Source organism: Ignatzschineria larvae DSM 13226 (assembly GCF_038500265.1).
In the GTDB taxonomy this organism is placed as follows: domain Bacteria; phylum Pseudomonadota; class Gammaproteobacteria; order Cardiobacteriales; family Wohlfahrtiimonadaceae; genus Ignatzschineria; species Ignatzschineria larvae.
In genome coordinates this window covers 2,267,765-2,290,223 of sequence record NZ_CP150637.1, presented here as the reverse complement: position 1 = coordinate 2,290,223, position 22,459 = coordinate 2,267,765, and the positions used below count along the sequence as shown (strand labels likewise).

The window sequence follows — 22,459 nt, the reverse complement described above, 5'->3', positions numbered from 1 at the left end:
TGATTATACAAGATTTGCCAGTATTGAGGCTGAATTTCAGCGGAAAATATTGAAATAAACAAATATGTTAAATCAAAAAATCGATGGATAATTAAATGAGTAATGGGGCAGTCAAGAGAAAAAGAATTTGAAAATTGAGTCATCCACTACAATCAATAAGATTCTAATAGGTAAAAGTGATATTGGATGATTGGCAATCTTAGCGATCTTATTTGAAATACCCAATCTTTTGATTGAATGATAATATTGAGTTGTAACAAGCTCATAGGAGGCGATGATGCTACAAAAAGGGGAGCGTTTTAATACTTATACCCATCTTTTCGGGACGCTATTAGCGATCGGAGGGATGGTATTTTTAATTGTCTATTCGAGTCTATATGATGATGCTTGGAAAATTGTCAGTGCCTCGATTTATGGTTCAGCTTTAGTATTACTCTATCTGACTTCGACAATCTATCATCTCTTAAATCAAGGGCGGGCAAAGGCGATATTTCAAGTATTAGATCATTGTGCGATCTACCTATTGATTGCGGCGAGTTATACCCCTTATACCCTAGTAACCTTACGCGGTCCTTGGGGTTGGTCGCTCTTTGGTGTCTCTTGGGGGCTCTGTGCGATTGGGATACTCCAAGAGATTTGGATTGGCCGGCGCACGCAGATTTTATCGATGATTATCTATCTTGTGATGGGTTGGCTCATTGTGATTGCCGCCAAACCGCTTTCAATCGAACTCTCTAATGCCGGTATTTTTTGGTTAATACTCGGTGGGATTATCTATACATTAGGTGTGATCTTCTTTCTTCTTGATGAACGAATGAAGCATGCCCATGGCATTTGGCATCTTTTTGTCCTTGGCGGTAGTATCTGTCAATACTTTAGTATTCTGTTTTATGTACATTAAAAGGATGTTTAATGGGAATATTTCTTGACTCCCTCTGATCTTAAAGGGAGTAGTTCGAATGAATGAGATGTTAAACATCTCCTTTTGCTGCATTCGTGTCATGAGGAATTCGATATTTTGTGACAACTGAACGAATGGGGCCGCGAGGAATCCAGTTTGGTTTAGAGCTTTTGAGAATAAAGCGAAGATTTTCACTATCAATTCCTAAAATGTAATCGGCCATGTAATAGCCAAGGTAGGTACCTTTTACGACGCCAGAACCATTACAACCTGCAATGACAAATACATTTTTTCGTGGGGATTCAAATTGTGGGTTTTGATTACGCGTGAGAGAAATTAGTCCGCCCCATGTGTATTGAAAATTCATCTCTTTTAGAAATGGGAATCGGGCTACAAATGACTGGTTGTGTATTTGCCAGGCAGTTTCTCGATGTGGTCCACTTGCTTGCAACGAAGGGCAATAATCGAAGCTGTTACGAATAAAGATGCGCCGGTCATGGGTGAGTCGAACGGTTGTTCCAGCATAATGCGCGGGTGTCGTGCCCCAAGGTTTTATACCATTAAAGTACTCATGATAAATGGTGTCAGAAAGTGGCGCGGTTAAGCTTGCATACGTAAAAACAGGTAATGTTTTATTGCCGGCAATACCAAAGGCATTGAGGTAACCATTTGTTGTTAAGACAACTTTTGAGGTGTGAATTTGTCCGCCAACAAAATGGACTTTTTGAGTTTTTTCGGCGAAATCAATACCAACAACAGGGCTGTTTTCAAAGAGAGTAATTGATTCGGGTAAGGCTTGGCTTACACCTCGGATCAGTGTGGCTGGATTTGCTAAAACATTGCCTTTTGTATAGACAGAAGCCCGGTAGTAATCTGTGCCAAATCGTTGGGTAAGGGCATCGCCTTCTACCCATTCGTACTCAATATTTGCTTTTTCAAGCGATTGCACGAAATTTTGAAGTTCTTTAACGCTATTTTCTTCTCGTGCAGAGAGGTATTTACCCGCATCATCCCACGTAGGGATATTCAATTGATCTTTGTAAAATCGTAAACGATCAAGTGCAAATTGGCTTAATTGAGTTGATTGCTCGACTTCATCAATAGAAAATTTATTAAAATCAAAATGGTGAGGAATATCGGAGAGAAAACCTGCATTTCTCCCTGACGTCCCTTGCCCAATTCTTAGAGCATCGACTAATGCTATTGAGAGTGAAGGGTCGATCTCTGCTAAGCGTATGGCAGTTGAGATACCAGTAAACCCAGCTCCGATAATAACAATATCGAATTGATAATTGCCTTTGAGTGGCTCGGATAAGATTATGTGACGATTGGTGGTGGTTTCAAACCAACCATTTTCTCCATCTAATGAGGGCGTTTTGTAGATCTTTTTCTTCATAAATAATAACGATTAAAGTATATACGTGAGAGAGATTAATACTTGTAGAAGCATTAATCTCTCAGAGAAATGATAAATTATTTGGGGTCTTCTTCCCATGATAAGGGAAGATTGTAGCCAGGGAAACGTTCTGCAGTAAATGTTTTAAATTCAGTAGAGTTAAGAGTCTCTTCGAGAACCTTTGCCCACTTTGTACCTCTATTTTTCTCATTGATTACCACCCAGTTTACAAAATACTTACTCGGTTCAATGAAAAGGGCTTGGGTAAAGGGGATGCCCGCTTCGTGGGCAAAATTACCATTAATGATAGCGAAATCAACATCTTGTCGAACTCTTGGGATTTGTGCCGCATCCACTTCTTTAATATTAAGATGATAGGGATTTTCAAGAATATCTGTTTTACGGAGCGCAAACCGATCAGCATCTTTACGGAGTTTGATCCAGCCTAAAGCCTCTAATATCCATAAACCACGAGAATAGTTTGTAACATTCGAAGGAATAGCAATAGTGGCACCGCTATGAATATCCGTTAAGGCTTTCGATTTTCCTGCATAAATACCGTAAGGTGCCGTAGGAACTTGTACCAAGGTGTAAAGATTGCCGCTATTATTGGCGTTATATTCATCCATATAAGGTTTGTGTTGGAAAATATTAAAATCCAACGCGCCTTCATCAACACTGATGTTGGGAATCACAATATCGTTGATTTCTGTTAGATCAAGTCGATAGCCCATCTCCTTCATTGCTGGAATTAAAAATTCGCGAACAAGATCGCCGAAGTCTCCAGAGGAAGTACCTACTTTTAACTCGGTTTTCTCCTCATCTTCATTGAGGGCTGAAGTGGACTGTGCATGCACAGGTGTTATAAAAAAAGTGGAAATGGTCATTAGTACAATGAGTAGGTAATAAGCTGTTTTTTTTAAAGTAATCATAATATTAATCTCTTTAACTATATGAAGTGCTGCGTAAATCATAAATTTATTTATTGTATTGCTAAAATAGGCCCAATAATTGGGGGTTGAAATCAAAAAATATTGCTGTTTTATATTAAATCTCTTCAATACGAATATCTTGATAGAAATGTTTTGCAACATCAGGATGCGAGCGTAAACGACCTTTCAGAAAGTTCTTGCCGACTTCAGTAAAGAGCGGATTTTTTGGGTCTTGCGTGACAGAGAAAGCCTTTCCTTGCAGCGCTTCGGGCAAGGTCACTAGCGGAACGGTGGCATCGAGTTGCGAGGTGAGGAAGTAAGCAATGGAGAAGCGTGATCGACCCACCGGTGTAGGGGCCACTCGATGTAGTGTCGCTTTGAGATAGCCTTGTGTGGCGACTTCTAATAGCTCGCCAATATTGACCACAAAAGTACCCTCAATGGGCTCTGCTACGATCCATTCATCGCGATAAAGGACTTCTAAGCCGGCCGTTTCATCTTGCTGCACAAAGGTAATAAAATCCGAATCCTTGTGAGCGCCGACGCCCTGAATACCGCCAACACCGGGATAATGAATCACTTTACTCATCGCTGAAGGCTGATGAGCATAGGTTCCGGCGAAGAAATCCTCTGGTTGCCCTAAAGCCAGTGCAAAAGCAGAGAGCATTGATTTAGCCAATTCTGTCTGTTCTGCTTGCAATTGTTCAAAAACCGCCTTAAAGCGAGGAAGACTTTCTGGCCATTGATTTGGGCCTTGAAGGCGTAACCAAGGTTGATTTGCTGGAATTTTTTCAAGAGGAATAGCCTCATATTCGGCCATAAAATCAAACTGCTCTCGGCTATCGGGTTGTTCCCGCGTAATCTCATCGTGTAGGCAAGTATAACCTCTAAAATGAGGAGAATAGATCATCTGAATGGCGCGTTTCTCTTCAATGGGCAATTGAAAGAATGCTTTACCGAGTGCTTGCGCCTCTTTAATGAGATCTTGAGAGATACCATGATTTTTAAGGTAGAAAAATCCAATTTCATGCGCGGTATAGCGTAACTCATCAATAAAACGTTGTTTGGCTTCGCCACCCGCTTGGAATAGAGAAAAGTCGAGAATAGGCAGCGTAAAATCCGCGGTCGTTGTTGCAGTCGCTGTTGCAGTTATTGTAGCGGTTGATTGAGCGGGAATCTGTGACATATAGGGCTCCTTCGGTAAATATCCTTTCAAATCTGAGATAGATTCTGATGGATTTGAACATCCATAAACCGATTGAGCATCTAAGAGGGAGAGTTTTTCTCTGTTTTTGGAGAGAAAATAAACGCTTTAGCTGTTGTGCCCGCAAGCTGTGATCAAATCGGCAATCTATCGGTAAAATATTACTACATACATACGTTATATCTATTTATCACGATGTATAACAATACATATATGTATATGTTATTTTTATGTATCAGGTCAACTCTTAATGGCGAATTTGAGTGTAAACAATTGTAAAAGGTCATAATTTTATGCAATAAAAAAAGCCAAGCGGTTAGACTTGACTTCTTGTGAATGGTGATGCGCTTTAGGATTTCAATAGGCACATCTTTGAAAGGAATTTTACCGCTTTGGGTTCTTCTCCCAACTTGAAGGATAGAGAAATCCTGGGAATTTCTCATAACTATAGGCTTTAAATTCCGCAGAATCGGCAATTTTCTGCATCAACTTAACCCAAGGTTTCTCACGATTCTCTTGGTTGATTACGATCCAATTGATGAAGTCACGACCAGGCTCTTGATAGAGCATCTCTGAAAGGGGAATTTTCGCATCATACGCATAGGTGCCGGTAATGATCCGATAATCATAAATACGCTCTCTAGAGGCAATGCTAGAGACGGGAACTTTTTTAATTTCAATATGATAAGGATTATTGATAATATCTTTGATATCGGCAGAATAAGGATCTACAAGATCCGTGCGCAATTGAATCCAGCCAAGATTTTCTAACATCCGTAAACCACGTGCAAAATCGATCGGTCCAGAAGGAATGGCAATCGTTGCACCTTGTTTTATATCGGTTAAGCGCTTTAATCTACCGGGATAGAGTCCATAGGGTACAGTCGGCACCTGTGCTAAAGGATAGAGAATACTATCTTGTTCCTCATTGAATTTTTCCATGCTAAGTTTATGTTGCACAATATTGAAATCGAGCGTTTTCTGCTCAACGCTGACATTGGCAATTCCTACATCAAGTACCGTTGTGAGATCGAGGCGATACGTAGGATCTTCCTGCGCTTCAAACGTCGGAATAAAGATGTCGCGCGTCATATCAGCTAAATTGCCCGGCGATGTACCGATCTTAAACCAGGTTTTCTCCTCATCTTCTGCTTTTTGTTGATGTGTACGGGTATCTGCTGCATAAACCTGTGTTGTAAAAAGTAAAGCAGTTGTGATGACTAAAATCGAACGTAATAGTCGAGGAGATCTTTGAGCATTCGACATAGGATAATCCCTTATAATTTTTGTGAAATATTGCTCAAATTATACGCTTTAGGCGGATTCTAGCAAGTATCTTTGAATAGTTAAACAATTGAAAGAGATAAATTAAAAAGTTTTGAAGAAGATTTGCAGAGGGTGATTGTCTTTATACAATTTTTGATGACTAGTTACAGTATCCTCTTTAAATCTAACATTGAATACAAGAGGCCTTATTCAAGTATAGAATGATTGTCATGCGCATTATTCCGAAGTATAGTAAAAATCTGTGAATTCTTTACGAATAGTAATATGTTTATTTATTCAAAGGATTATTTAAAGCATCATTTAAAGCATTATTTCGATTTATCAATTCATTAGAGCTAGTAGATTATGACAACCATTACCAATATTGAAGATTTACGAATTTTAGCTAAACGCTGTGTACCGAAGATGTTCTACGACTATGTCGATTCGGGATCTTGGACAGAATCGACTTATCGTTCAAATGAATCGGATTTTCAAAAGATCAAGTTAGTGCAGAAAGTGGCACGCAATATGGAAAATCGTAACCTGAAACGAGAAATGCTCGGCATTGAGATGTCGATGCCATTATCCATTGCGCCCACCGGTTTAGTGGGAATGGTGCACCCTGATGGAGAGATTTTAGCAGCGCGTGCGGCGGCGGAATTTGGCATTCGCTATACTTTATCAACTATGAGTATTGCTTCTCTAGAAGATATTAAGCGAGAAGTGAATAAACCTTTCTGGTTTCAGCTCTATGTGATGCGGGATCGTAAATTTATGCGTAGCCTCATTGAACGCGCTAAAGAAGCAGGCTGTGATGCATTAGTGATTACCCTTGATCTACAGATGATTGGTCAGCGCCATAAAGATATTAAAAATGGTCTCTCAGTTCCGCCGAAGCCCACTTTGCGTAACTGGATTAATCTACTCACCAAACAGCGTTGGTGCTGGAGTATGCTTAAAACAAAACGCCGGCAGTTTGGCAATATCGTGGGTTATGTAGATGGTATTGATGATCCAAGCTCGCTCTCTTCGTGGACATCTCAACAATTTGACCCGTCTCTTAATTGGGATGATATTGCTTGGATCAAAGAAGCGTGGGGCGGGAAAATTATCCTTAAAGGGATTTTAGATGCAGAAGATGCCAAATTAGCCAATAGTGTCGGCGCTGATGCGATTGTTGTCAGTAATCACGGTGGCCGTCAGCTCGATGGCGCGCTCTCATCTATTGCTGTATTGCCTTCTATTGTGGAAGCGCTTAAAGGTACATCGACAGAGGTCTTTATCGATAGCGGTATTCGTTCAGGTCAAGACTTGCTCAAAGCGGTGGCCTTAGGGGCAAAAGGTGGGATGATTGGCCGTGCGTATCTCTACGGCTTAGGCGCTATGGGGCAAGAAGGCGTGACGAAAGCATTAGAACTTATGCGCAATGAATTGGATGTCAGTATGGCCTTTTGTGGTGAAACAGATGTGAATAATGTGGGCCGCCATATCTTGGTGCCCTCTACGATTCCGGATCCTTTTAAATAGGTCAAGGCGCTGTAATCGCTCATCTGCGGGCGCGGAATTTGTCTGGTTTTATGACCATTCTATCTGCGCCGGCAAGTATGTAATCTGTTTTTAGGCTTGCGGTCTTAAGCCGAGCGTATGGCAAATGGCATAAGTGAGCTCTGATCGGTTTAGGGTATAGAAATGGAAATCTTTAATGCCCTCATTACGTAAGACTCGAACCATATCGATAGCGATACTTGCGCCTACTAAGTTGCGGGTTTCAGGATCTTGCTCTAATCCCTCATAGCGTTTATGAAGCCACGACGGGATTTTGACATTTAAAGGACCTGCGAATTTCACTAAGGATTCATAGTTCGATACCGGTAAAATGCCCGGAACAATTTCTGCTTCAATGCCGACAGCGACACAACGATCCCGGAAGCGTAAAAAGGCATCAATATCAAAGAAAAACTGACTAATAGCGAGATTGGCGCCGGCATCAATTTTGCGTTTTAGGTGTAGAAGGTCCGCTTGCGCATTTTTAGCATCAGGATGCACTTCAGGGTACGCTGCGACCGAGATATCAAAGTCGTGACGTTTTTTGAGCAGTGAAACAAGGTGATCTGCATAAATGCCGGGATTATCCGCACCTTTCGGTAGATCGCCACGAAGCGCTAAAATTTGCCGAATCCCCAAGTCCCAATAGTTATCGGCAATCTCATTGAGTTCCTCTTTTGATGTATCAATACAGGTGAGATGCGGCACTGCTGTGAGATCCGTTTGGGTCACAATATCTTGAATCACTTTATGAGTACGATCCCGAGTGGAGGCATTAGCACCGTAAGTCACTGATACAAATTGTGGTTTAAGGACTTTAAGGCGTTCGATGGAGTTCCATAAAGTGGTGACCATCTGTTCACTATTCGGTGGGAAAAATTCAAAAGAGACATTCACATCTTTGGGTAATTCTGCCAAATTTTGGTTTAAAAGTTCTACATATTGTGCGCTCATTGCTAACCTCTTAATTTTTATCGTTGTTATTGTTGATCAAGTATCGATCTGTTTTTATGGGGTTACTGGCACAAAAAAAGCCAGCACTCTTTTCTCATCAAGTGTTGGCTTAGTAACTCAACTTATCTTTCAGTGGGAACTCGTGAAAGCTCAACCACTGAAGGAATTAGCACCTTAATTTTCATCAGGTTGCCGGGCATCATAGGGCCTTTCCCTCCACCGCTCTTGATAAGATATGATATTAACTGCGTTGTTCTATTAATATCAGACTTTGATCAATATAGAGGAAGAGAGATAGGGAATGCAAATTTTTTATTGTAAATATTATTGACCCTCTATCTGTTTTTGAATGATATAGTAAAGATGAGTGGGGAGTAATTGATAGCGATTATGGATCAATGACTTTTGTATAAGGAGCTCTCTATGAGGCTTGTAAAAGTTGAAAAATAGTGAAAAGCCCCCATTATTAGTAGTAAGACTCGTTATTGTATCCGTTGTAAATAAGTAATGGTTCAAGCTCAATTTTGAAGATTGTATCGTCAGAATTGAGAAGCAAAAGTTATCAGGAGAGTAGTTTTCAGACGATTCAATCTGAATGGCAAGACGCTAAACATTCATATTTGTCACAATTCAAATAAGGAGTAACATAATGAAAAAACAGTTATTAGGGGTAGCACTCGCGGGATTATTCCTTGCAGGCTGTCAAACGACCACCGCATTAGTGCCGGAAAAATTAGAAGCAACGCCACAATTACAAAAAGCAATCCACAACTATACTAAAGATAGCAATACAGATTATAAAGTCGCGTATGCGGATCTGAATAATGATGGTATTCAAGATAGTATTGTTCTCCTTGAAGGTGCTGAATGGTGTGGTTCAGGCGGTTGCACAATGTTAGTGTATGAAGGCTTACCGAGTGGTGATTATAAGTTAGCCTCCTCTTCAACGGTTGCAAGCGCACCGATCTATGTATTAGAGCAAACCTCGAATGGTTGGTCAGATCTATCTGTTTATAGCACCGGTAAAGGGCAAGTAGTGATGAAGTGGGGTGGCTCTGGTTACCCATCTAATCCCTCTTTACAGCCAACCTTAATTATCGATAATAAAGCTGTTAAACCGGCGATTCCTGATATCAAAATTCCTTAATGATAAATGGCTTTGAGGCCAAGCTCCAACCATTAAATGATGAATCCTAAACGCTACCGAGAATGATCTTAGTAGCGTTTTTGTATAAGGGCGCTTTCTATTTTTTGATAAAAAATGATAGACATTCCAATCGGCTTGCATAATGATATGAAACAGTACGGTTTTTACTTGATAGAGAGACATAGGACGGATTTTAATCGATCAAATAGCGCCTATTTTGGCGATCCATATCGTTCTCTTTGTGAAGTGATAGAATTGTGAATCCTAAAATAAAATAAATAACGCAGAAGATAACGCGAGGAGCAGTAATGGATGTAGCAGCACAATTGAGATCTTTAGTCACCCAACGGATTTTAATTTTAGATGGTGCAATGGGAACAATGATCCAGAAGCACCGTTTAGAAGAGGCCGATTTCCGTGGGGAACGATTTGCCGATTGGCCACAAGATCTCAAAGGTAATAACGATCTGCTCTCTATTACCCAGCCCGATATTATTCGCAATATCCATCGCGCGTATCTCGAAGCCGGCGCTGATCTATTAGAAACGAATACTTTTAATGCTACCCGAATGTCGATGGCCGATTATGGGATGGAAGCGCTGGCCTATGAGCTCAATTTTGCTGGCGCGCAATTGGCCAAAGAGGCTTGCGCCGAATATTCAACGCCGGAGAAACCTCGATTTGTGGTCGGGGTTTTAGGCCCAACGAGTAAAACAGCTTCGATCTCGCCTGATGTTAATGATCCTGGGTTTCGTAATACTAGTTTTGACGCATTAGTAGAGGGTTATCTTGAAGCACTTGCCGGCTTAATGGATGGTGGTTCTGATATTTTGATGGTGGAAACGATCTTCGATACGCTCAATGCTAAAGCCGCGCTCTTTGCGATAGAAACGATCTTTGAAACCCGTAATATTCGTCTGCCGGTGATGATTTCCGGGACGATTACGGATGCTTCAGGCAGAACACTTTCCGGTCAAACGACAGAAGCATTCTACAATGCGCTACGTCATATTCGGCCATTTTCAATAGGGCTGAACTGTGCGCTAGGCCCTGATATGCTACGGAACTATGTGGCTGAATTATCGCGGATATCAGAATTTTATCTCTCGGCGCATGCTAATGCCGGCTTACCGAATGCCTTTGGCGAATATGATCTTGGGCCTGCGGAGATGGCGGCTGAAATGGCCGAGTGGGCAAAATCGGGATTTTTAAATATTGTCGGCGGTTGCTGTGGTACCACGCCGGAGCATATTGCCCAAATCGCAGCAAAAGTCGCCGGTATCGCCCCTAGAGTGCCGGAAGAGAAACCCAAATCATTACGTTTATCGGGATTAGAGGCTTGTAATCTCACGATTGGGCAATCGCTCTTTGCCAATGTGGGAGAGCGAACCAATATTACCGGCTCTCTTCGCTTTAAACGATTGATTAAAGAGAAAAATTATACCGAAGCTTTAGAAGTTGCTCGGGATCAAGTGGAGAATGGCGCGCAAATCATCGATATCAATATGGATGAGGGCATGCTTGATTCTAAAGCGGAGATGGTCACTTTCTTAAATCTGATTGCCTCTGAGCCGGATATCTCAAAAGTGCCTATTATGGTGGATTCTTCTAAATGGGAGATTTTAGAAGTGGGGCTCAAATGTATTCAAGGGAAAGGGATCGTCAACTCTATTTCGATGAAAGAGGGACTTGAACCTTTTATTGCCCAAGCGAAATTAGCCAAAAAATATGGAGCCGCTATTGTTGTAATGGCATTTGATGAGGATGGACAAGCGGATAATTATGAACGGCGCGTAGAGATCTGCTCAAAAGCGTACCATATTCTTGTGAATGAAGTAGGTTTCCCGGCGGAAGATATTATCTTTGACCCGAATGTATTTGCCGTAGCAACGGGGATTCCTGAGCATAATCGTTATGGTTTAGATTTCTTAGAAGCCACAAAATGGATTCGGGAAAATCTCCCTTATGTGCATATTTCAGGTGGCATTTCCAATGTCTCTTTCTCTTTCCGTGGGAATAACTTTGTACGGGAAGCCATTCACGCGGTCTTTCTCTATCACGCTATTGCACGAGGCCTTTCAATGGGCATCGTCAACGCCGGACAATTAGCGCTCTATGAGGATATCCCACAAGAATTACGGGATGGTATTGAAGATGTCTTATTTGATCGCAATCCTGAAGCGAGTGAGCGATTATTAGAGCTTGCACAAAAATATCAAGGTGAGGGGGCAGAGCGTAAAGAGGAGAATCTTGCGTGGCGGGAATTACCGGTTGGAGAGCGTTTAACTCACGCCTTAGTGAATGGTATTGATAGTTATATTGAGGAAGATACTGAATTAGCACGGCAGAGTTTTGCCCGACCGATTGAGGTAATCGAAGGGCCTTTAATGACCGGTATGAACGTTGTCGGCGATCTATTTGGCGATGGTAAGATGTTCTTGCCACAAGTGGTAAAATCGGCGCGCGTTATGAAGCGAGCAGTGGCTTACTTGATTCCTTTTATCGAGGAAGAGAAGAAAAAATTTGGCGATACGAGTCAATCAAATGGCAAAATTCTGATGGCAACGGTCAAAGGCGATGTGCATGATATCGGTAAAAATATCGTGGGCGTTGTGTTGCAGTGTAATAACTTTGAAGTGATCGATATGGGCGTTATGGTGCCAACGCCGGCGATTATCGAAAAAGCTTTGGCAGAGAAAGTGGATGTTATCGGGCTTTCCGGTTTAATCACACCATCACTAGAAGAGATGGTGGGGTTTGCGAAAGAGATGGAACGCTTAGGGCTTGATATCCCGGTGATGATTGGCGGTGCAACTACTTCACTTGCCCATACGGCGGTACGCATTGCCCCACAATATAGCCATACAGTGATACATGTCCGCGATGCTTCTCGCTCTGTGGGGGTTGCACAGTCGTTAATTAGCCCAGAATTACGGGATGAATTTAAACGGAATGTTAAAGCGGATTATGAAAAGCGCCGAAAAGCATATTTAGAGCGGCAGCGCGATATTAAGTTAATTCCTTTTAATCAGGCAGTTGAGAATAAATTAACACTCACTTTTGATGCCATTGTGAAGCCAAAACAGTTGGGGATTTTTGAATTTGAAGTACCGCTCTCTGAATTAGTGGATACAATCGATTGGACACCCTTTTTTGCCTCATGGCAATTACGGGGGAAATTCCCCGATCTCTTGCAAGATGAGGTGATCGGTGAGGAGGCAACTAAGGTCTATCACGATGCGCAGAAGATGCTCACTCAAATTTTAGAGGGCAATTGGTTAACTGCAAAAGCGGTGATTGGGCTATTCCCTGCGCAAAATGCCGGTGAAAGCACTATTCTATTTACAGATGAAAGCAGAACGGAAGAGCTAGCGTGCTTACATCATCTTCGCCAGCAGACAGAGCGCCCAAATGGTATGCCGAATCGCTCTCTTGCGGATTTTGTTGGCGAGGAAGATTATATCGGTGCCTTTGCGTGTACTGCCGGCATTGGGATTGAACCCTATATCGAAGCCTTTGAAGCAGAACACGATGATTATAGTGCCATTATGCTTAAAGCGCTTGCCGACCGTTTTGCTGAGAGTTTAGCGGAATATCTGCATAAAAAAGTGCGCCGAGAATATTGGGGTTATGCCGCTGATGAAACCCTTGATAATGATGCTTTGATTCGTGAAGAGTACCGTGGGATTCGTCCGGCACCCGGTTATCCTGCTTGTCCTGAACATACTGAAAAAGCCACCTTATGGGAGCTACTAACCCCTACGGAACGGATCGGCCTTGAAATAACCGATAGCTTTGCAATGTATCCACAGGCCGCCGTTTCAGGTTGGTATTTTGCCCACCCTGAAGCCGGCTATTTCGGCGTTGGCAAAATCGGTCGAGATCAAGTCAAAGACTACGCAAACCGCAAAGGTTGGGATCTCAAAGAAGCAGAAAAATGGCTCGCCCCCAATTTAGGGTATGAGCCGGAGGAGTAACTTGATTGATCATTATAAATAAAGGGATTCGTATTTTTACGAATCCCTTTATTATATGTGATATTGCGGTGTTAGTATGAATTCAGTCTCAATAAATCAATAAATCCACAAATAAGGTCATGATTGATTGAGTGATCCATTATTTGCATATATCTATTTACTATCGATATTAAATTGATAGTTTACACCATTAGGAGATTGATGACGTGGGCCATCTTTCTTTTGGTTATAAGTTGTAAGCTGTGCCGGTGTTAAAATTTTAGAGAGTTTAAAATCATATACGGGAGATACAACTTCTTGATTAGGGATACCACCTAATGCATTAATCTCTTTGATCTGCTCTGCTGTAAGATCATTTAATACTTTTTGAGGAGGAAGTTGTTGTGCTACGGCGATATGAGCACTTGAAACAATCGCGATAGTTAAAAGAGCTTTTTTAGTGAAATTTTTCATAATATTTCCTTTGAGTAACGAATTGAATAAAAATTATATTTCCTTCATCTAGTAGGAGTAATGTACGCTTTTAAAGTTCTTACTAATATAGCAACTTAGAAAATCATTAATTCTTTTTAGGCAACAATCAACGTTGTAACCAAAAGGGTTTCTCATAGTGATTTAGAATAGGAAACGACTTATATCCTAGTGATCATAGGATTTCTGATATTAATTTTTAGGCTGTAGATCGCAACCTGTTAGATGGCAATGACTTGAATTATGGTCTAAAGGGCAAAAGTTGTATGCTTGTATTACGAATAATAGTCTGATTGATCCTTAAAAGATTGAGTATTTCTGATCAGAATGGGTAAGTTTTGTATAAATAGTAACCAATGACAAATTATGGCAATTAAAAGAATTTGAAAAATAGGGCTGAAAAGCAGTGTAGTGCTATTTTTTAGATCATTACATCCTTTAAAAAAGTCAAAATAGAGGGAATCGATATAGAGAATGATCGATTTGAGAGATTTAAAAGGATGGTTTTAGTGCTTTTTAACATAAAAATCTGTACAACAATGAACTTTTATTTCTAATTAAAAGTTTAAATGAGATTAGATGTTTGTGAATAAAATATTAATTACAAATTGAGGTCTATGGTCGCTATCCTGTCTTCTGCTTTAGTAATCAATTGTTTACTAAGTTAAAAATTAAAGTAACGTATTTAATAATCATTTTTTATTGATATCAGGGGCTTGTTTAGGGTTTGCGACTGGTATTTCCAACAGGTCAATAGTCATGGACTCCCCTAATAAAAAAGAGTGGTATTAGAAGAAATTCGTGGGTTCATTAGGGAATATTGACTTTACAAGGAGATTTATGACAGACACAGAAAAACAACATCAACCAATGGAATTGAGTGATATTACGATCGTAAAAGGGGATCAATTCAAGAAAGCGATTACCGCAGCTGCGCTCGGTAATGCGATTGAATGGTTCGACTTTGGGGTTTATGGCTTCTTAGCCTATGTACTTGGGAAGGTATTCTTTCCGGAAGCCTCACCTGGTGTACAGCTTGTTGCATCATTAGCAACATTTTCTGTTCCATTTTTAGTTAGACCGGTCGGTGGGATTTTTTTTGGAATCCTAGGGGATAAATTTGGACGTAAGAAGATACTGGCAGTCACCATTATCATTATGTCCGTCAGTACTTTTGCGATCGGTTTGATTCCATCTTATACCACTATTGGCATTTGGGCGCCGATTCTCTTACTGATTGCGAAGCTGGCACAAGGCTTCTCTGTAGGCGGTGAATATACTGGCGCGGCGATCTTTGTAGCGGAATATGCGCCGGATAGTCGTCGAGGCTTCTTAAGTAGCTGGTTAGATTTTGGTTCAATTGCAGGGTTCGTTTTAGGTGCTGGCGTAGTTGTTTTAATTACCGCACTTTTAGGCGATGCCCGTTTTGAATCTTGGGGTTGGAGAATTCCTTTCTTTATCGCAGGACCTTTAGGGATTTTAGGGATGTATCTGCGCCATGCGTTAGATGAAACACCTACTTATCAAAAGCATGCAGATACGCTTGAAGGGCAATCTGAGCCTGTTGAGAAAGAATCGCTTATTACTATTATTCGTAATAATACTAAGAGTGTATTCCTTTGCATCGGAATCGTGATTCTGACGAATGTCACCTATTATATGCTCTTAACTTATATGCCAAGTTATCTATCGCATAGCTTAGGTTATAATGCCGATCATGGCGTTCTAATTATTATTGCCATTATGATTGGTATCCTCTTTGTCCAACCTATTGTCGGCCTACTCAGTGACCGATTTGGCCGCAAAGTCTTCATTAAGATCGGTAGTATTGGGATGTTAATCGGCGCAATTCCGGCCTTTTATCTCATCAATACCGGCAATGTTGCCTTGATCTTCTTAGGACTTGTTTTCTTAGCGTTGATGTTAAGCTGCTTTACCGGTGTGATGGCTTCAATTCTACCTGCGATCTTCCCAACGAAAGTACGCTATAGTGCGATGGCTACGGCATTTAATATCTCTATTTTAGTGGCAGGATTTACGCCTACAGTGACTGCGTGGTTAATCGAGTTAACCGGTAATCTTTATGTGCCGGCTTTCTACCTAATGGTCACGGCAGGCGTTGGAATCTTCTTAACTTTTAATATGAAAGAGACAGCTAATCGACCACTTCGTGGGGAAACACCGATTGCATCTGACCGTAGTGAGGCAAAAGAGATCTTGCAGGCGCATTATGATCGCATCGAGAGCCGTATTGAGAGTATTGATGAAGAGATTGAACGTTTGCAAAAACGCCGTGAGCGCTTAATCGATCAACATCCTGAGATTGATGGCTAAAGATTCGATTCTGGTTTTATAGAGTTTGTAATTGCGACTAAATATCTATGGAATCATTACCATCCTTTAATCGATGCTAGAAGTGAAGTTATAAAACCTATTTATCCATCTGTATTAAGGGGGTAAATGGGTTTTTTATTATCTGTAATAAAAGGAGAGCCTAGAAAATAGCGATAGGGAATCGGTATTAGTATAGTAAATTTGGTTTAAGAAAAATGGCTTTTAAACAACACTTGCATGATGCCGGATAGAACGGTTTCCTTGCCTCTATCAACCGATGCGCCGGCATTTTAATAAGCTTATTTTGAACCGATCTCACTATATATTAAATAGCTATAGAAAAACCGCCCTTACGAGCGGTTAATAACGTTATTTTTGTATTACTTAATTCAGTGATAATTGATTATGCGCCAAAGACGATAAAGCGCTCATCGGTCGGCATAAAATCTTTAGGCTCTGCCGGTGATTCAATTGAACCGAAAGGCATCTGTGCACGTATTGACCAGGTCTCAGGAATATCCCAACGTGCTTTGACCTCTGCTTCAATGAGTTCATTGTAATGCTGAAGGGAGGCACCGATATTCACTTCTGCTAAAGCCATCCAGATACCATACAGCGTAATACCATGCGCATGCTCTGACCAACGTGGGAAATTGTGGGCATACGCTGGGAACTGTTCTTGTAAGTTTTTGACAACTGCTTCATCTTCAAAGTAGAGGATGGAACCAAATCCGGCACGGAAAGAGTCTATTTTTGCTTTTGTTGGAGCGAAATTTTCAGCAGGAACCACTTTGCTTAAGGCTTTTTCTACGATATCCCAAAGCGCATTGTGCTCATCGCCAAAAAGGACGACAACGCGAGAACTTTGTGAGTTAAATGCAGAAGGTGCTTGTTTCGAAATTTCACGAACAATCTCGCTGATCTCAGCGGCTGATTGTGTCACATTTTTACCGATATGGTAGATCGAACGGCGTTTAGTCGCTAATGGTAATAATGCACTCATTGAATAACTCCTTGCTTATAATAAGTAATTGAAAGTTGAATGACGTATATCATTGTATTTTTTGATCAATATCGTCAAAATGCTAATTCTCTGTTATCACATAAAATTATCATAGGCTTTTTCATTTATTGTTGCTATAGCCTCTAGGAAATTCTTTCATGCCTAATTGGCATCAATGATGCTTGAAGTCTTTTAATAAACGAAAATATTATAATTATGATCGGTCAATGACGGAGGGATAGATTTGAGTATACAAAGTAAAACGACCTACGGTTAGATAAAGCTATTGTTATTTTTAGTGGTAATTTATTCAAAAATTTTAAAAAAGAAGGTATTGATTGTAGACAAGGGGCATCTTAAGGCCTACAATTATAGTCAAGTCTTGTTACGGATGATAAAAGGACAAAATAATGAAAACGATAGATATAACTCCTGCAGAATGGGAAATTATGAGAGTTTTATGGGCAAATGGAGAATCTCGTAGCGCCGATTTAGTCAAAATTTTTCAAAAAAAACGTAACTGGCGACCAACAACGACCAAAACCTTATTGTCTAGATTAGTTGCAAAGTATTGCGTAGAAACCTTGCAGGAGGGAAATCGGTATCGTTACCGTCCTCTGGTCACAGAACAAGAAGTGTGGAATAGCGCAACACATGAATTATTTCACTTTATTTGTGATAAAGAACGAGGGACTAAAATTGCAGAATTGATAGAGTCTTGGCCATTGTCAGGTGAAGATTTGTTAAAAATACAGCAGAGCTTAGCAAAAGCTACTAAAAATAGCGTAGCTGAAGTCGCCTGCCAATGTTTTAAAGGGCAATGCCGCTGTAATTTGCAGCAGTGACAATAGTGATCGAATAACAGTAAACTTACAAGAAATCATGTGCAAAAGGAAGAGAGTATGCAAAGAGAGATGGCACAATCGATGGATACACGAGCCTTTAGTCGATTAGCGATTACAGGTATGACCTGTGCCAACTGTTCGGGTAGAATTGAACGGGTTTTAGGGAAAAAGCCTGGTATTTATCGTGCGAATGTGAATCTAGCAAGTAAAAAAGGGCGCTTTGAATATGATCCCTCACTATTAACCGAGTCTGAGATTATTGCGATGGTGGAAAAAGTGGGGTTTGGCGCGATTCCGGATGATGATGCACACCAAGCGGAATTATTAGCTTATGAGGCAAAAAATGCCCATAAGATGCGTCTGCAGCTGATCATTAGCATTATATTGAGTCTGCCGATGTTACTAGGCATGATTGCGATGATGCTTGGGTTTCATGGCGGATGGGTAGCATTTGTTCATAAACCTTGGGTGCAATTGTTACTGACCGCACCGATTCAATTCATCATCGGCTGGCGCTTCTATAAAGCAGCTTATGCTTCTGTTAAAGCAAAAGCACCGAGTATGGATCTATTAGTGGCACTTGGGACAACGGCGGCCTTTTGTTATAGCTTCTACAATGGCTTTTTAGGGGGCAATCCCGAACATCTCTATTTTGAGAGCAGTGCGGTGATTATTACACTGATTCTTTTAGGGAAATATCTCGAAGAACGGGCAAAAAATCGTACCGGAGCTGCAATTCGTGGATTGATGGCTTTACAGGCGAAAACAGCTTTGCGCTTAGAGCAATACACTCGATCAAATGGAGATATTGAAACTCGAATGATCGATGTACCGATTGATGCGGTGATGGTGGGCGATCAGTTACTCGTGCATCCCGGGCAGCATATTCCGGTAGATGGCGTTGTCATTTCAGGGCAATCCACCATTGATGAGAGTATGCTAACAGGGGAAAGTCTACCGATTGATAAGACGGAGGGAGATCCTCTTTATAGTGGTACGGTGAATCAATCAGGGTCGTTGACGATGCAAGCGACTAAGATGGATAGTGATAGCACTTTGGCGAAAATCATTGCACTTGTGCAAGAGGCGCAAGGGAGTAAAGCGCCGATTCAGAAAGTGGCGGATCGTATTTCGGCGATCTTTGTGCCGGCGGTGTTAGTGATTGCGCTTGTAACTCTATTGATTACTTGGTGGGTGACAGGCAGCGGAGAGTCGGCGCTGATTCATAGTGTGGCAGTATTAGTGATTGCGTGTCCTTGTGCATTAGGATTAGCCACACCGACAGCGATTATGGTGGGTACCGGCGTGGGCGCTCGTAATGGGATCTTGATTAAAAATGGGGAATCCCTCGAGCGAGCAGCAAAGATTAATGCGATCGTTTTAGATAAAACCGGCACGATTACCGAAGGAATGCCAAAAGTCACCCATTTTGCTACGAAGATGGATTTAAAAGCAGGAATGGAAGTTGATGTAGAAGGAATTATTGAAACAGAAGGGCTATCGACAGAAGTTGAATATAAAACAACTATCTTAACCCAATTAGTGGCACTAGAAGCACATTCTGAGCATCCTCTTGCGAAAGCGATCTTGCGCTATGGAGAATACTGTGGAATCACATCTCGGCCTGTAGTTGAGCATTTTAAGGCTTTAGTGGGTGCCGGTATTGAGGGAAAAATTGAGGGGAAATCCTATTTTGTAGGTTCGCCTCGATTAATGAAAGAACGAGGGATCGAGGATCGATTATTTGCTGACTTGATTACTAAGCATGAATCGATGGGGGAAACTGTAGTATTGTTGGCCGGTGCTTCGAAAGGCGCTCTTGCGGGATCTCAAATCAGTCAATCTCAAGCATCTGAATCTCAAATATCTGAATCTGAGGAATCTGAAATTCTCGCGATGATTGCCATTGCTGACCCTGTGAAGCCTAATGCAAAATTAGCCATTGAAAAACTACAAAGTCGAAATATTGAGGTGTGGATGTTGACCGGCGATAATGCTCGCACGGCCGCTAAAATTGGTGCAGATGTGGGCTTAGATGAAGCGCATATTGTGGCTGAATTAAAACCGGAAAATAAAGCAGATGTTATCGCACGTCTACAGAAAGAAGGGCGAATTGTCGCGATGGTGGGTGATGGCATGAATGATGCACCGGCGCTTGCATTGGCTGATGCTGGAATTGCGATGGGAACGGGAACCGATATCGCCATTGAATCGAGCGATGTGACGATTATGAATGGCGATTTAGAGAGCTTGCCGAAGATGATCGAGCTTTCCGAACAGACGATGCGTAAGATTAAGCAGAATCTCTTCTGGGCTTTTATTTACAATGCAATCGGGATTCCTTTTGCCGCATTTGGTTTCTTAAGTCCTATTTTGGCAGGTGGTGCGATGGCCTTTAGCTCTGTGAGTGTGTTGCTCAATTCTCTCAGTTTGAATCGTCTTCGATTAGGATCGATGCAGGCGAAAATAGAGGGTAAGTAATAGCTAAAGATTAATATTATAGTAAGACTGGCTCAAAATAAGCTTATCCAAATGCCGGCGCATCAGCTGATCGAGGCGAGAAAACTGTTCTATCCGGCATCTTGCAAGTGTTGTTTAGTACGGTGTGATGTTCTTTTAAAGCGCTATATTAGCTACATAAAAAACATTTTTCTTAAACCAAATTTACTATAAAAATAAAAATGCAACCCTAACTGAGGCATCAAAAAAGCGTTTCAAGGAGCCTTTCTTGAAACGCTTTTGTCTATTTTAATGAATCATTTATGTAATGAATCTTTTATGAACTTTCTACATAAAGGAGAAGGCAAATATAATCAGAATCAATGCCGGAATCACATATTTAATATGATAGAAGAGCAGCGTTGCCACTTTTTGATTGCAAGAGCCGTCATTGGTGATCTCTTTGATTGCAAGCTCTTTACGAAGCACAAAACCGATAAAAATGGCGCAAAGTAGGCTTGTGGTAATAAAGAGAATATTGGCGCTAATGTAATCAAAGGCATCAAAGATCGACATGCCGAAGATATGAACATCTTGCCATACGCTACTTGAGAGAATGCTCGGCACATTACCGAAGATAAAGACTACGGCTAAGGTTAAAAATGTGGCAACCGCACGTTTCATTTTGGTCTTTTCAATCAGCGTTGTGATGGCCACTTCATAGATAGTTAAAGAAGTGGTAAGCGCTGCTAATAAGAGCAGTAAAAAGAAGAGTACTGCAAAGAAGGCACCGAAAGGGACTGTAGAGAAGACTGCAGGCAATACTTGAAAGACAAGAGAGGGTCCTGATGCTGGCTCAATGCCTGCAGAGAAGAGCGCTGGGAAGATAATAAAGCCGATCGCAAGCGGAATCAGCGTGTTGATGATGCCGGCACTGACACTGATGCTGACGATATTCTCTTTTTTACTAAGATAGGATGAGAGTGTAATCATGACGCCAAAACCGATACTTAAAGCGAAGAAAACTTGTCCGAGTGCGAGCAGAATAACTCGTGAAGTGATCTTACTAAAATCAGGAATAATGTAGAATTTGACCCCTTCCATTGCATTTGGCAAAAATAGTGCACGAATCATTAAGGCAACGACAAGGAGTAAAAAGAGCGGCATGACCCAACGGATCACTTTCTCAATACCATCAATAATCCCTTTTACGAGAATATAGTAGTTTACAGCGACGAAGATAAAGGTATAGAGGATCATCTTCCAAGCGTTATGTGTCGAGCTCTCAAAGAAGTTTTTGGTGACTTCTGCGGAGAGGGGTGTGGAGAGGTCAATTTCGCCAAATGAGATACCGCCCATATAGCTCATGACCCAGCCGCCTAGAACCATGTAATAGGCAAGAATTCCAAAAGCGCCTAGAAGGGCTAATATCCCTACACCTTTCCACCATTTTGAAATGGGGTGATCAATCTCTTTATTACTGAAAGAGTCAATGACATTGGTATGTAGACGCCGGCCAATAAGGTGCTCGGCGACCAACATCGGTACACCTAATACTAACATGGCGATAAAAAAGACGAGTAGATAGGCTCCACCACCATTTTCACCAACAAGGTAGGGGAAGCGCCAGGTTGCGCCAAAACCAATCGTTGCGCCCGCAACGGTTGAAATATAAATCAGTTTGCTGCTCCAGCTTTCGCGAGCCATGAATAAGATCCTCCAAAACAGAACCATCTGCTATTACGTTATCTGATTTTGAATAGATTATAACGAGCCTTGTTGCAAAGCGTGCTCGATTGCCTCTATTAGTAGAATAAGATTGTGCGCCAGCAGAACAAAATGTTCAAAAATGATAAAAGTTACTTTATTAGTAGCACAATGGTCAAACTTGTGAAGTTTTATTTTTGCCTATCGGGTTTAAAGCGACCCTTAAAGAATAAAAAACCGGCGCTATGCCGGTTTAATTTTATTCATTTATTTTGATATTACGATATTACAAATACAATTTCTTAATGATTAATTTTTATAATCATCTTTGGGCA

The 22,459-nt window shown here is 41.2% G+C and carries 15 protein-coding genes and 1 riboswitch; of the genes, 7 read left to right on the top strand and 8 right to left on the bottom strand.

Features of this window, described 5'->3' with window-relative positions:
* The first annotated feature begins 274 nt into the window (after positions 1 to 274).
* Positions 275 to 901: a PAQR family membrane homeostasis protein TrhA gene (trhA, locus tag WMO13_RS09460; RefSeq protein WP_026879529.1), complete on the top strand. Its 627-nt coding sequence runs from the start codon at positions 275 to 277 to the stop codon at positions 899 to 901.
* A gap of 70 nt (positions 902 to 971) precedes the next feature.
* On the opposite strand, the gene WMO13_RS09455 is transcribed toward trhA, so the two are convergent.
* The 4 genes from WMO13_RS09455 to WMO13_RS09440 all read right to left on the bottom strand — a co-directional run bounded on the left by WMO13_RS09455 (position 972) and on the right by WMO13_RS09440 (position 5,699).
* Positions 972 to 2,297 (bottom strand): NAD(P)/FAD-dependent oxidoreductase, encoded by a 1,326-nt coding sequence (locus WMO13_RS09455; protein WP_026879528.1) that lies wholly within the window; start codon positions 2,295 to 2,297, stop codon positions 972 to 974.
* Between the two features lie 77 nt (positions 2,298 to 2,374).
* Entirely contained in the window at positions 2,375 to 3,229 is an 855-nt protein-coding gene (locus tag WMO13_RS09450) for a MetQ/NlpA family ABC transporter substrate-binding protein (protein ID WP_051396329.1), read from the bottom strand.
* A gap of 115 nt (positions 3,230 to 3,344) precedes the next feature.
* On the bottom strand, positions 3,345 to 4,415 hold the full coding sequence (locus tag WMO13_RS09445; RefSeq protein WP_084331540.1) for an isopenicillin N synthase family dioxygenase: 1,071 nt from the start codon (positions 4,413 to 4,415) through the stop codon (positions 3,345 to 3,347).
* 402 nt (positions 4,416 to 4,817) lie between these two features.
* Positions 4,818 to 5,699, bottom strand: coding sequence for a MetQ/NlpA family ABC transporter substrate-binding protein (locus WMO13_RS09440; RefSeq protein ID WP_051396328.1), 882 nt, complete (start codon positions 5,697 to 5,699; stop codon positions 4,818 to 4,820).
* Between the two features lie 366 nt (positions 5,700 to 6,065).
* Here WMO13_RS09440 and WMO13_RS09435 point away from each other — a divergent pair, with 366 nt between their 5' ends.
* Positions 6,066 to 7,229 carry an alpha-hydroxy acid oxidase gene (locus WMO13_RS09435; RefSeq protein ID WP_026879526.1) on the top strand — a complete coding sequence of 388 codons (1,164 nt, stop codon included), beginning with the start codon at positions 6,066 to 6,068 and terminating at the stop codon, positions 7,227 to 7,229.
* Positions 7,230 to 7,319: 90 nt separating this feature from the next.
* Here WMO13_RS09435 and metF read toward each other — a convergent pair whose 3' ends face one another.
* Complete coding sequence (gene metF, locus WMO13_RS09430) at positions 7,320 to 8,201, bottom strand: methylenetetrahydrofolate reductase (protein WP_026879525.1); 882 nt, start codon at positions 8,199 to 8,201, stop codon at positions 7,320 to 7,322.
* A 119-nt stretch (positions 8,202 to 8,320) separates the two neighbouring features.
* Positions 8,321 to 8,436: riboswitch (SAM riboswitch) on the bottom strand.
* 414 nt (positions 8,437 to 8,850) lie between these two features.
* Here metF and WMO13_RS09425 point away from each other — a divergent pair.
* Both WMO13_RS09425 and metH read left to right on the top strand, forming a co-directional pair.
* Positions 8,851 to 9,348: a hypothetical protein gene (locus WMO13_RS09425; RefSeq protein WP_051396327.1), complete on the top strand. Its 498-nt coding sequence runs from the start codon at positions 8,851 to 8,853 to the stop codon at positions 9,346 to 9,348.
* Between the two features lie 308 nt (positions 9,349 to 9,656).
* On the top strand, positions 9,657 to 13,325 hold the full coding sequence (gene metH / locus WMO13_RS09420; RefSeq protein WP_026879524.1) for a methionine synthase: 3,669 nt from the start codon (positions 9,657 to 9,659) through the stop codon (positions 13,323 to 13,325).
* 153 nt (positions 13,326 to 13,478) lie between these two features.
* Here the strand turns inward: metH and WMO13_RS09415 are convergent, their stop codons facing one another.
* Complete coding sequence (locus WMO13_RS09415) at positions 13,479 to 13,778, bottom strand: hypothetical protein (protein ID WP_026879523.1); 300 nt, start codon at positions 13,776 to 13,778, stop codon at positions 13,479 to 13,481.
* An 858-nt stretch (positions 13,779 to 14,636) separates the two neighbouring features.
* On the opposite strand from WMO13_RS09415, the gene proP reads away from it, so the two are divergent.
* The gene (gene proP, locus WMO13_RS09410) at positions 14,637 to 16,130 is read left to right on the top strand and encodes a glycine betaine/L-proline transporter ProP (protein WP_026879522.1); all 1,494 of its coding nucleotides are present in this window, start codon (positions 14,637 to 14,639) and stop codon (positions 16,128 to 16,130) included.
* A 403-nt stretch (positions 16,131 to 16,533) separates the two neighbouring features.
* Here proP and WMO13_RS09405 read toward each other — a convergent pair whose 3' ends face one another.
* On the bottom strand, positions 16,534 to 17,133 hold the full coding sequence (locus WMO13_RS09405) for a nitroreductase family protein (RefSeq protein WP_026879521.1): 600 nt from the start codon (positions 17,131 to 17,133) through the stop codon (positions 16,534 to 16,536).
* 410 nt (positions 17,134 to 17,543) lie between these two features.
* Here WMO13_RS09405 and WMO13_RS09400 point away from each other — a divergent pair, with 410 nt between their 5' ends.
* Entirely contained in the window at positions 17,544 to 17,978 is a 435-nt protein-coding gene (locus WMO13_RS09400) for a CopY/TcrY family copper transport repressor (protein ID WP_026879520.1), read from the top strand.
* A 57-nt stretch (positions 17,979 to 18,035) separates the two neighbouring features.
* Positions 18,036 to 20,459, top strand: a complete 2,424-nt coding sequence (locus WMO13_RS09395; protein ID WP_270049133.1) for a heavy metal translocating P-type ATPase — start codon at positions 18,036 to 18,038, stop codon at positions 20,457 to 20,459.
* Between the two features lie 306 nt (positions 20,460 to 20,765).
* On the opposite strand, the gene WMO13_RS09390 is transcribed toward WMO13_RS09395, so the two are convergent.
* Complete coding sequence (locus WMO13_RS09390) at positions 20,766 to 22,124, bottom strand: sodium-dependent transporter (protein WP_026879519.1); 1,359 nt, start codon at positions 22,122 to 22,124, stop codon at positions 20,766 to 20,768.
* Positions 22,125 to 22,459 lie beyond the last annotated feature (335 nt).

What these genes read in the sequence shown, in the direction of transcription:
- metF (WP_026879525.1), bottom strand. Translation starts at nt 8,201, where the DNA reads ATGAGCGCACAATATGTAGAACTTTTAAACCAAAATTTGGCAGAATTA.
- WMO13_RS09400 (WP_026879520.1), top strand. Translation starts at nt 17,544, where the DNA reads ATGAAAACGATAGATATAACTCCTGCAGAATGGGAAATTATGAGAGTT.
- metH (WP_026879524.1), top strand. Translation starts at nt 9,657, where the DNA reads ATGGATGTAGCAGCACAATTGAGATCTTTAGTCACCCAACGGATTTTA.
- WMO13_RS09390 (WP_026879519.1), bottom strand. Translation starts at nt 22,124, where the DNA reads ATGGCTCGCGAAAGCTGGAGCAGCAAACTGATTTATATTTCAACCGTT.
- WMO13_RS09455 (WP_026879528.1), bottom strand. Translation starts at nt 2,297, where the DNA reads ATGAAGAAAAAGATCTACAAAACGCCCTCATTAGATGGAGAAAATGGT.
- WMO13_RS09405 (WP_026879521.1), bottom strand. Translation starts at nt 17,133, where the DNA reads ATGAGTGCATTATTACCATTAGCGACTAAACGCCGTTCGATCTACCAT.
- WMO13_RS09435 (WP_026879526.1), top strand. Translation starts at nt 6,066, where the DNA reads ATGACAACCATTACCAATATTGAAGATTTACGAATTTTAGCTAAACGC.
- WMO13_RS09425 (WP_051396327.1), top strand. Translation starts at nt 8,851, where the DNA reads ATGAAAAAACAGTTATTAGGGGTAGCACTCGCGGGATTATTCCTTGCA.
- WMO13_RS09440 (WP_051396328.1), bottom strand. Translation starts at nt 5,699, where the DNA reads ATGTCGAATGCTCAAAGATCTCCTCGACTATTACGTTCGATTTTAGTC.
- WMO13_RS09395 (WP_270049133.1), top strand. Translation starts at nt 18,036, where the DNA reads ATGCAAAGAGAGATGGCACAATCGATGGATACACGAGCCTTTAGTCGA.
- proP (WP_026879522.1), top strand. Translation starts at nt 14,637, where the DNA reads ATGACAGACACAGAAAAACAACATCAACCAATGGAATTGAGTGATATT.
- WMO13_RS09450 (WP_051396329.1), bottom strand. Translation starts at nt 3,229, where the DNA reads ATGATTACTTTAAAAAAAACAGCTTATTACCTACTCATTGTACTAATG.
- WMO13_RS09415 (WP_026879523.1), bottom strand. Translation starts at nt 13,778, where the DNA reads ATGAAAAATTTCACTAAAAAAGCTCTTTTAACTATCGCGATTGTTTCA.
- trhA (WP_026879529.1), top strand. Translation starts at nt 275, where the DNA reads ATGATGCTACAAAAAGGGGAGCGTTTTAATACTTATACCCATCTTTTC.
- WMO13_RS09445 (WP_084331540.1), bottom strand. Translation starts at nt 4,415, where the DNA reads ATGTCACAGATTCCCGCTCAATCAACCGCTACAATAACTGCAACAGCG.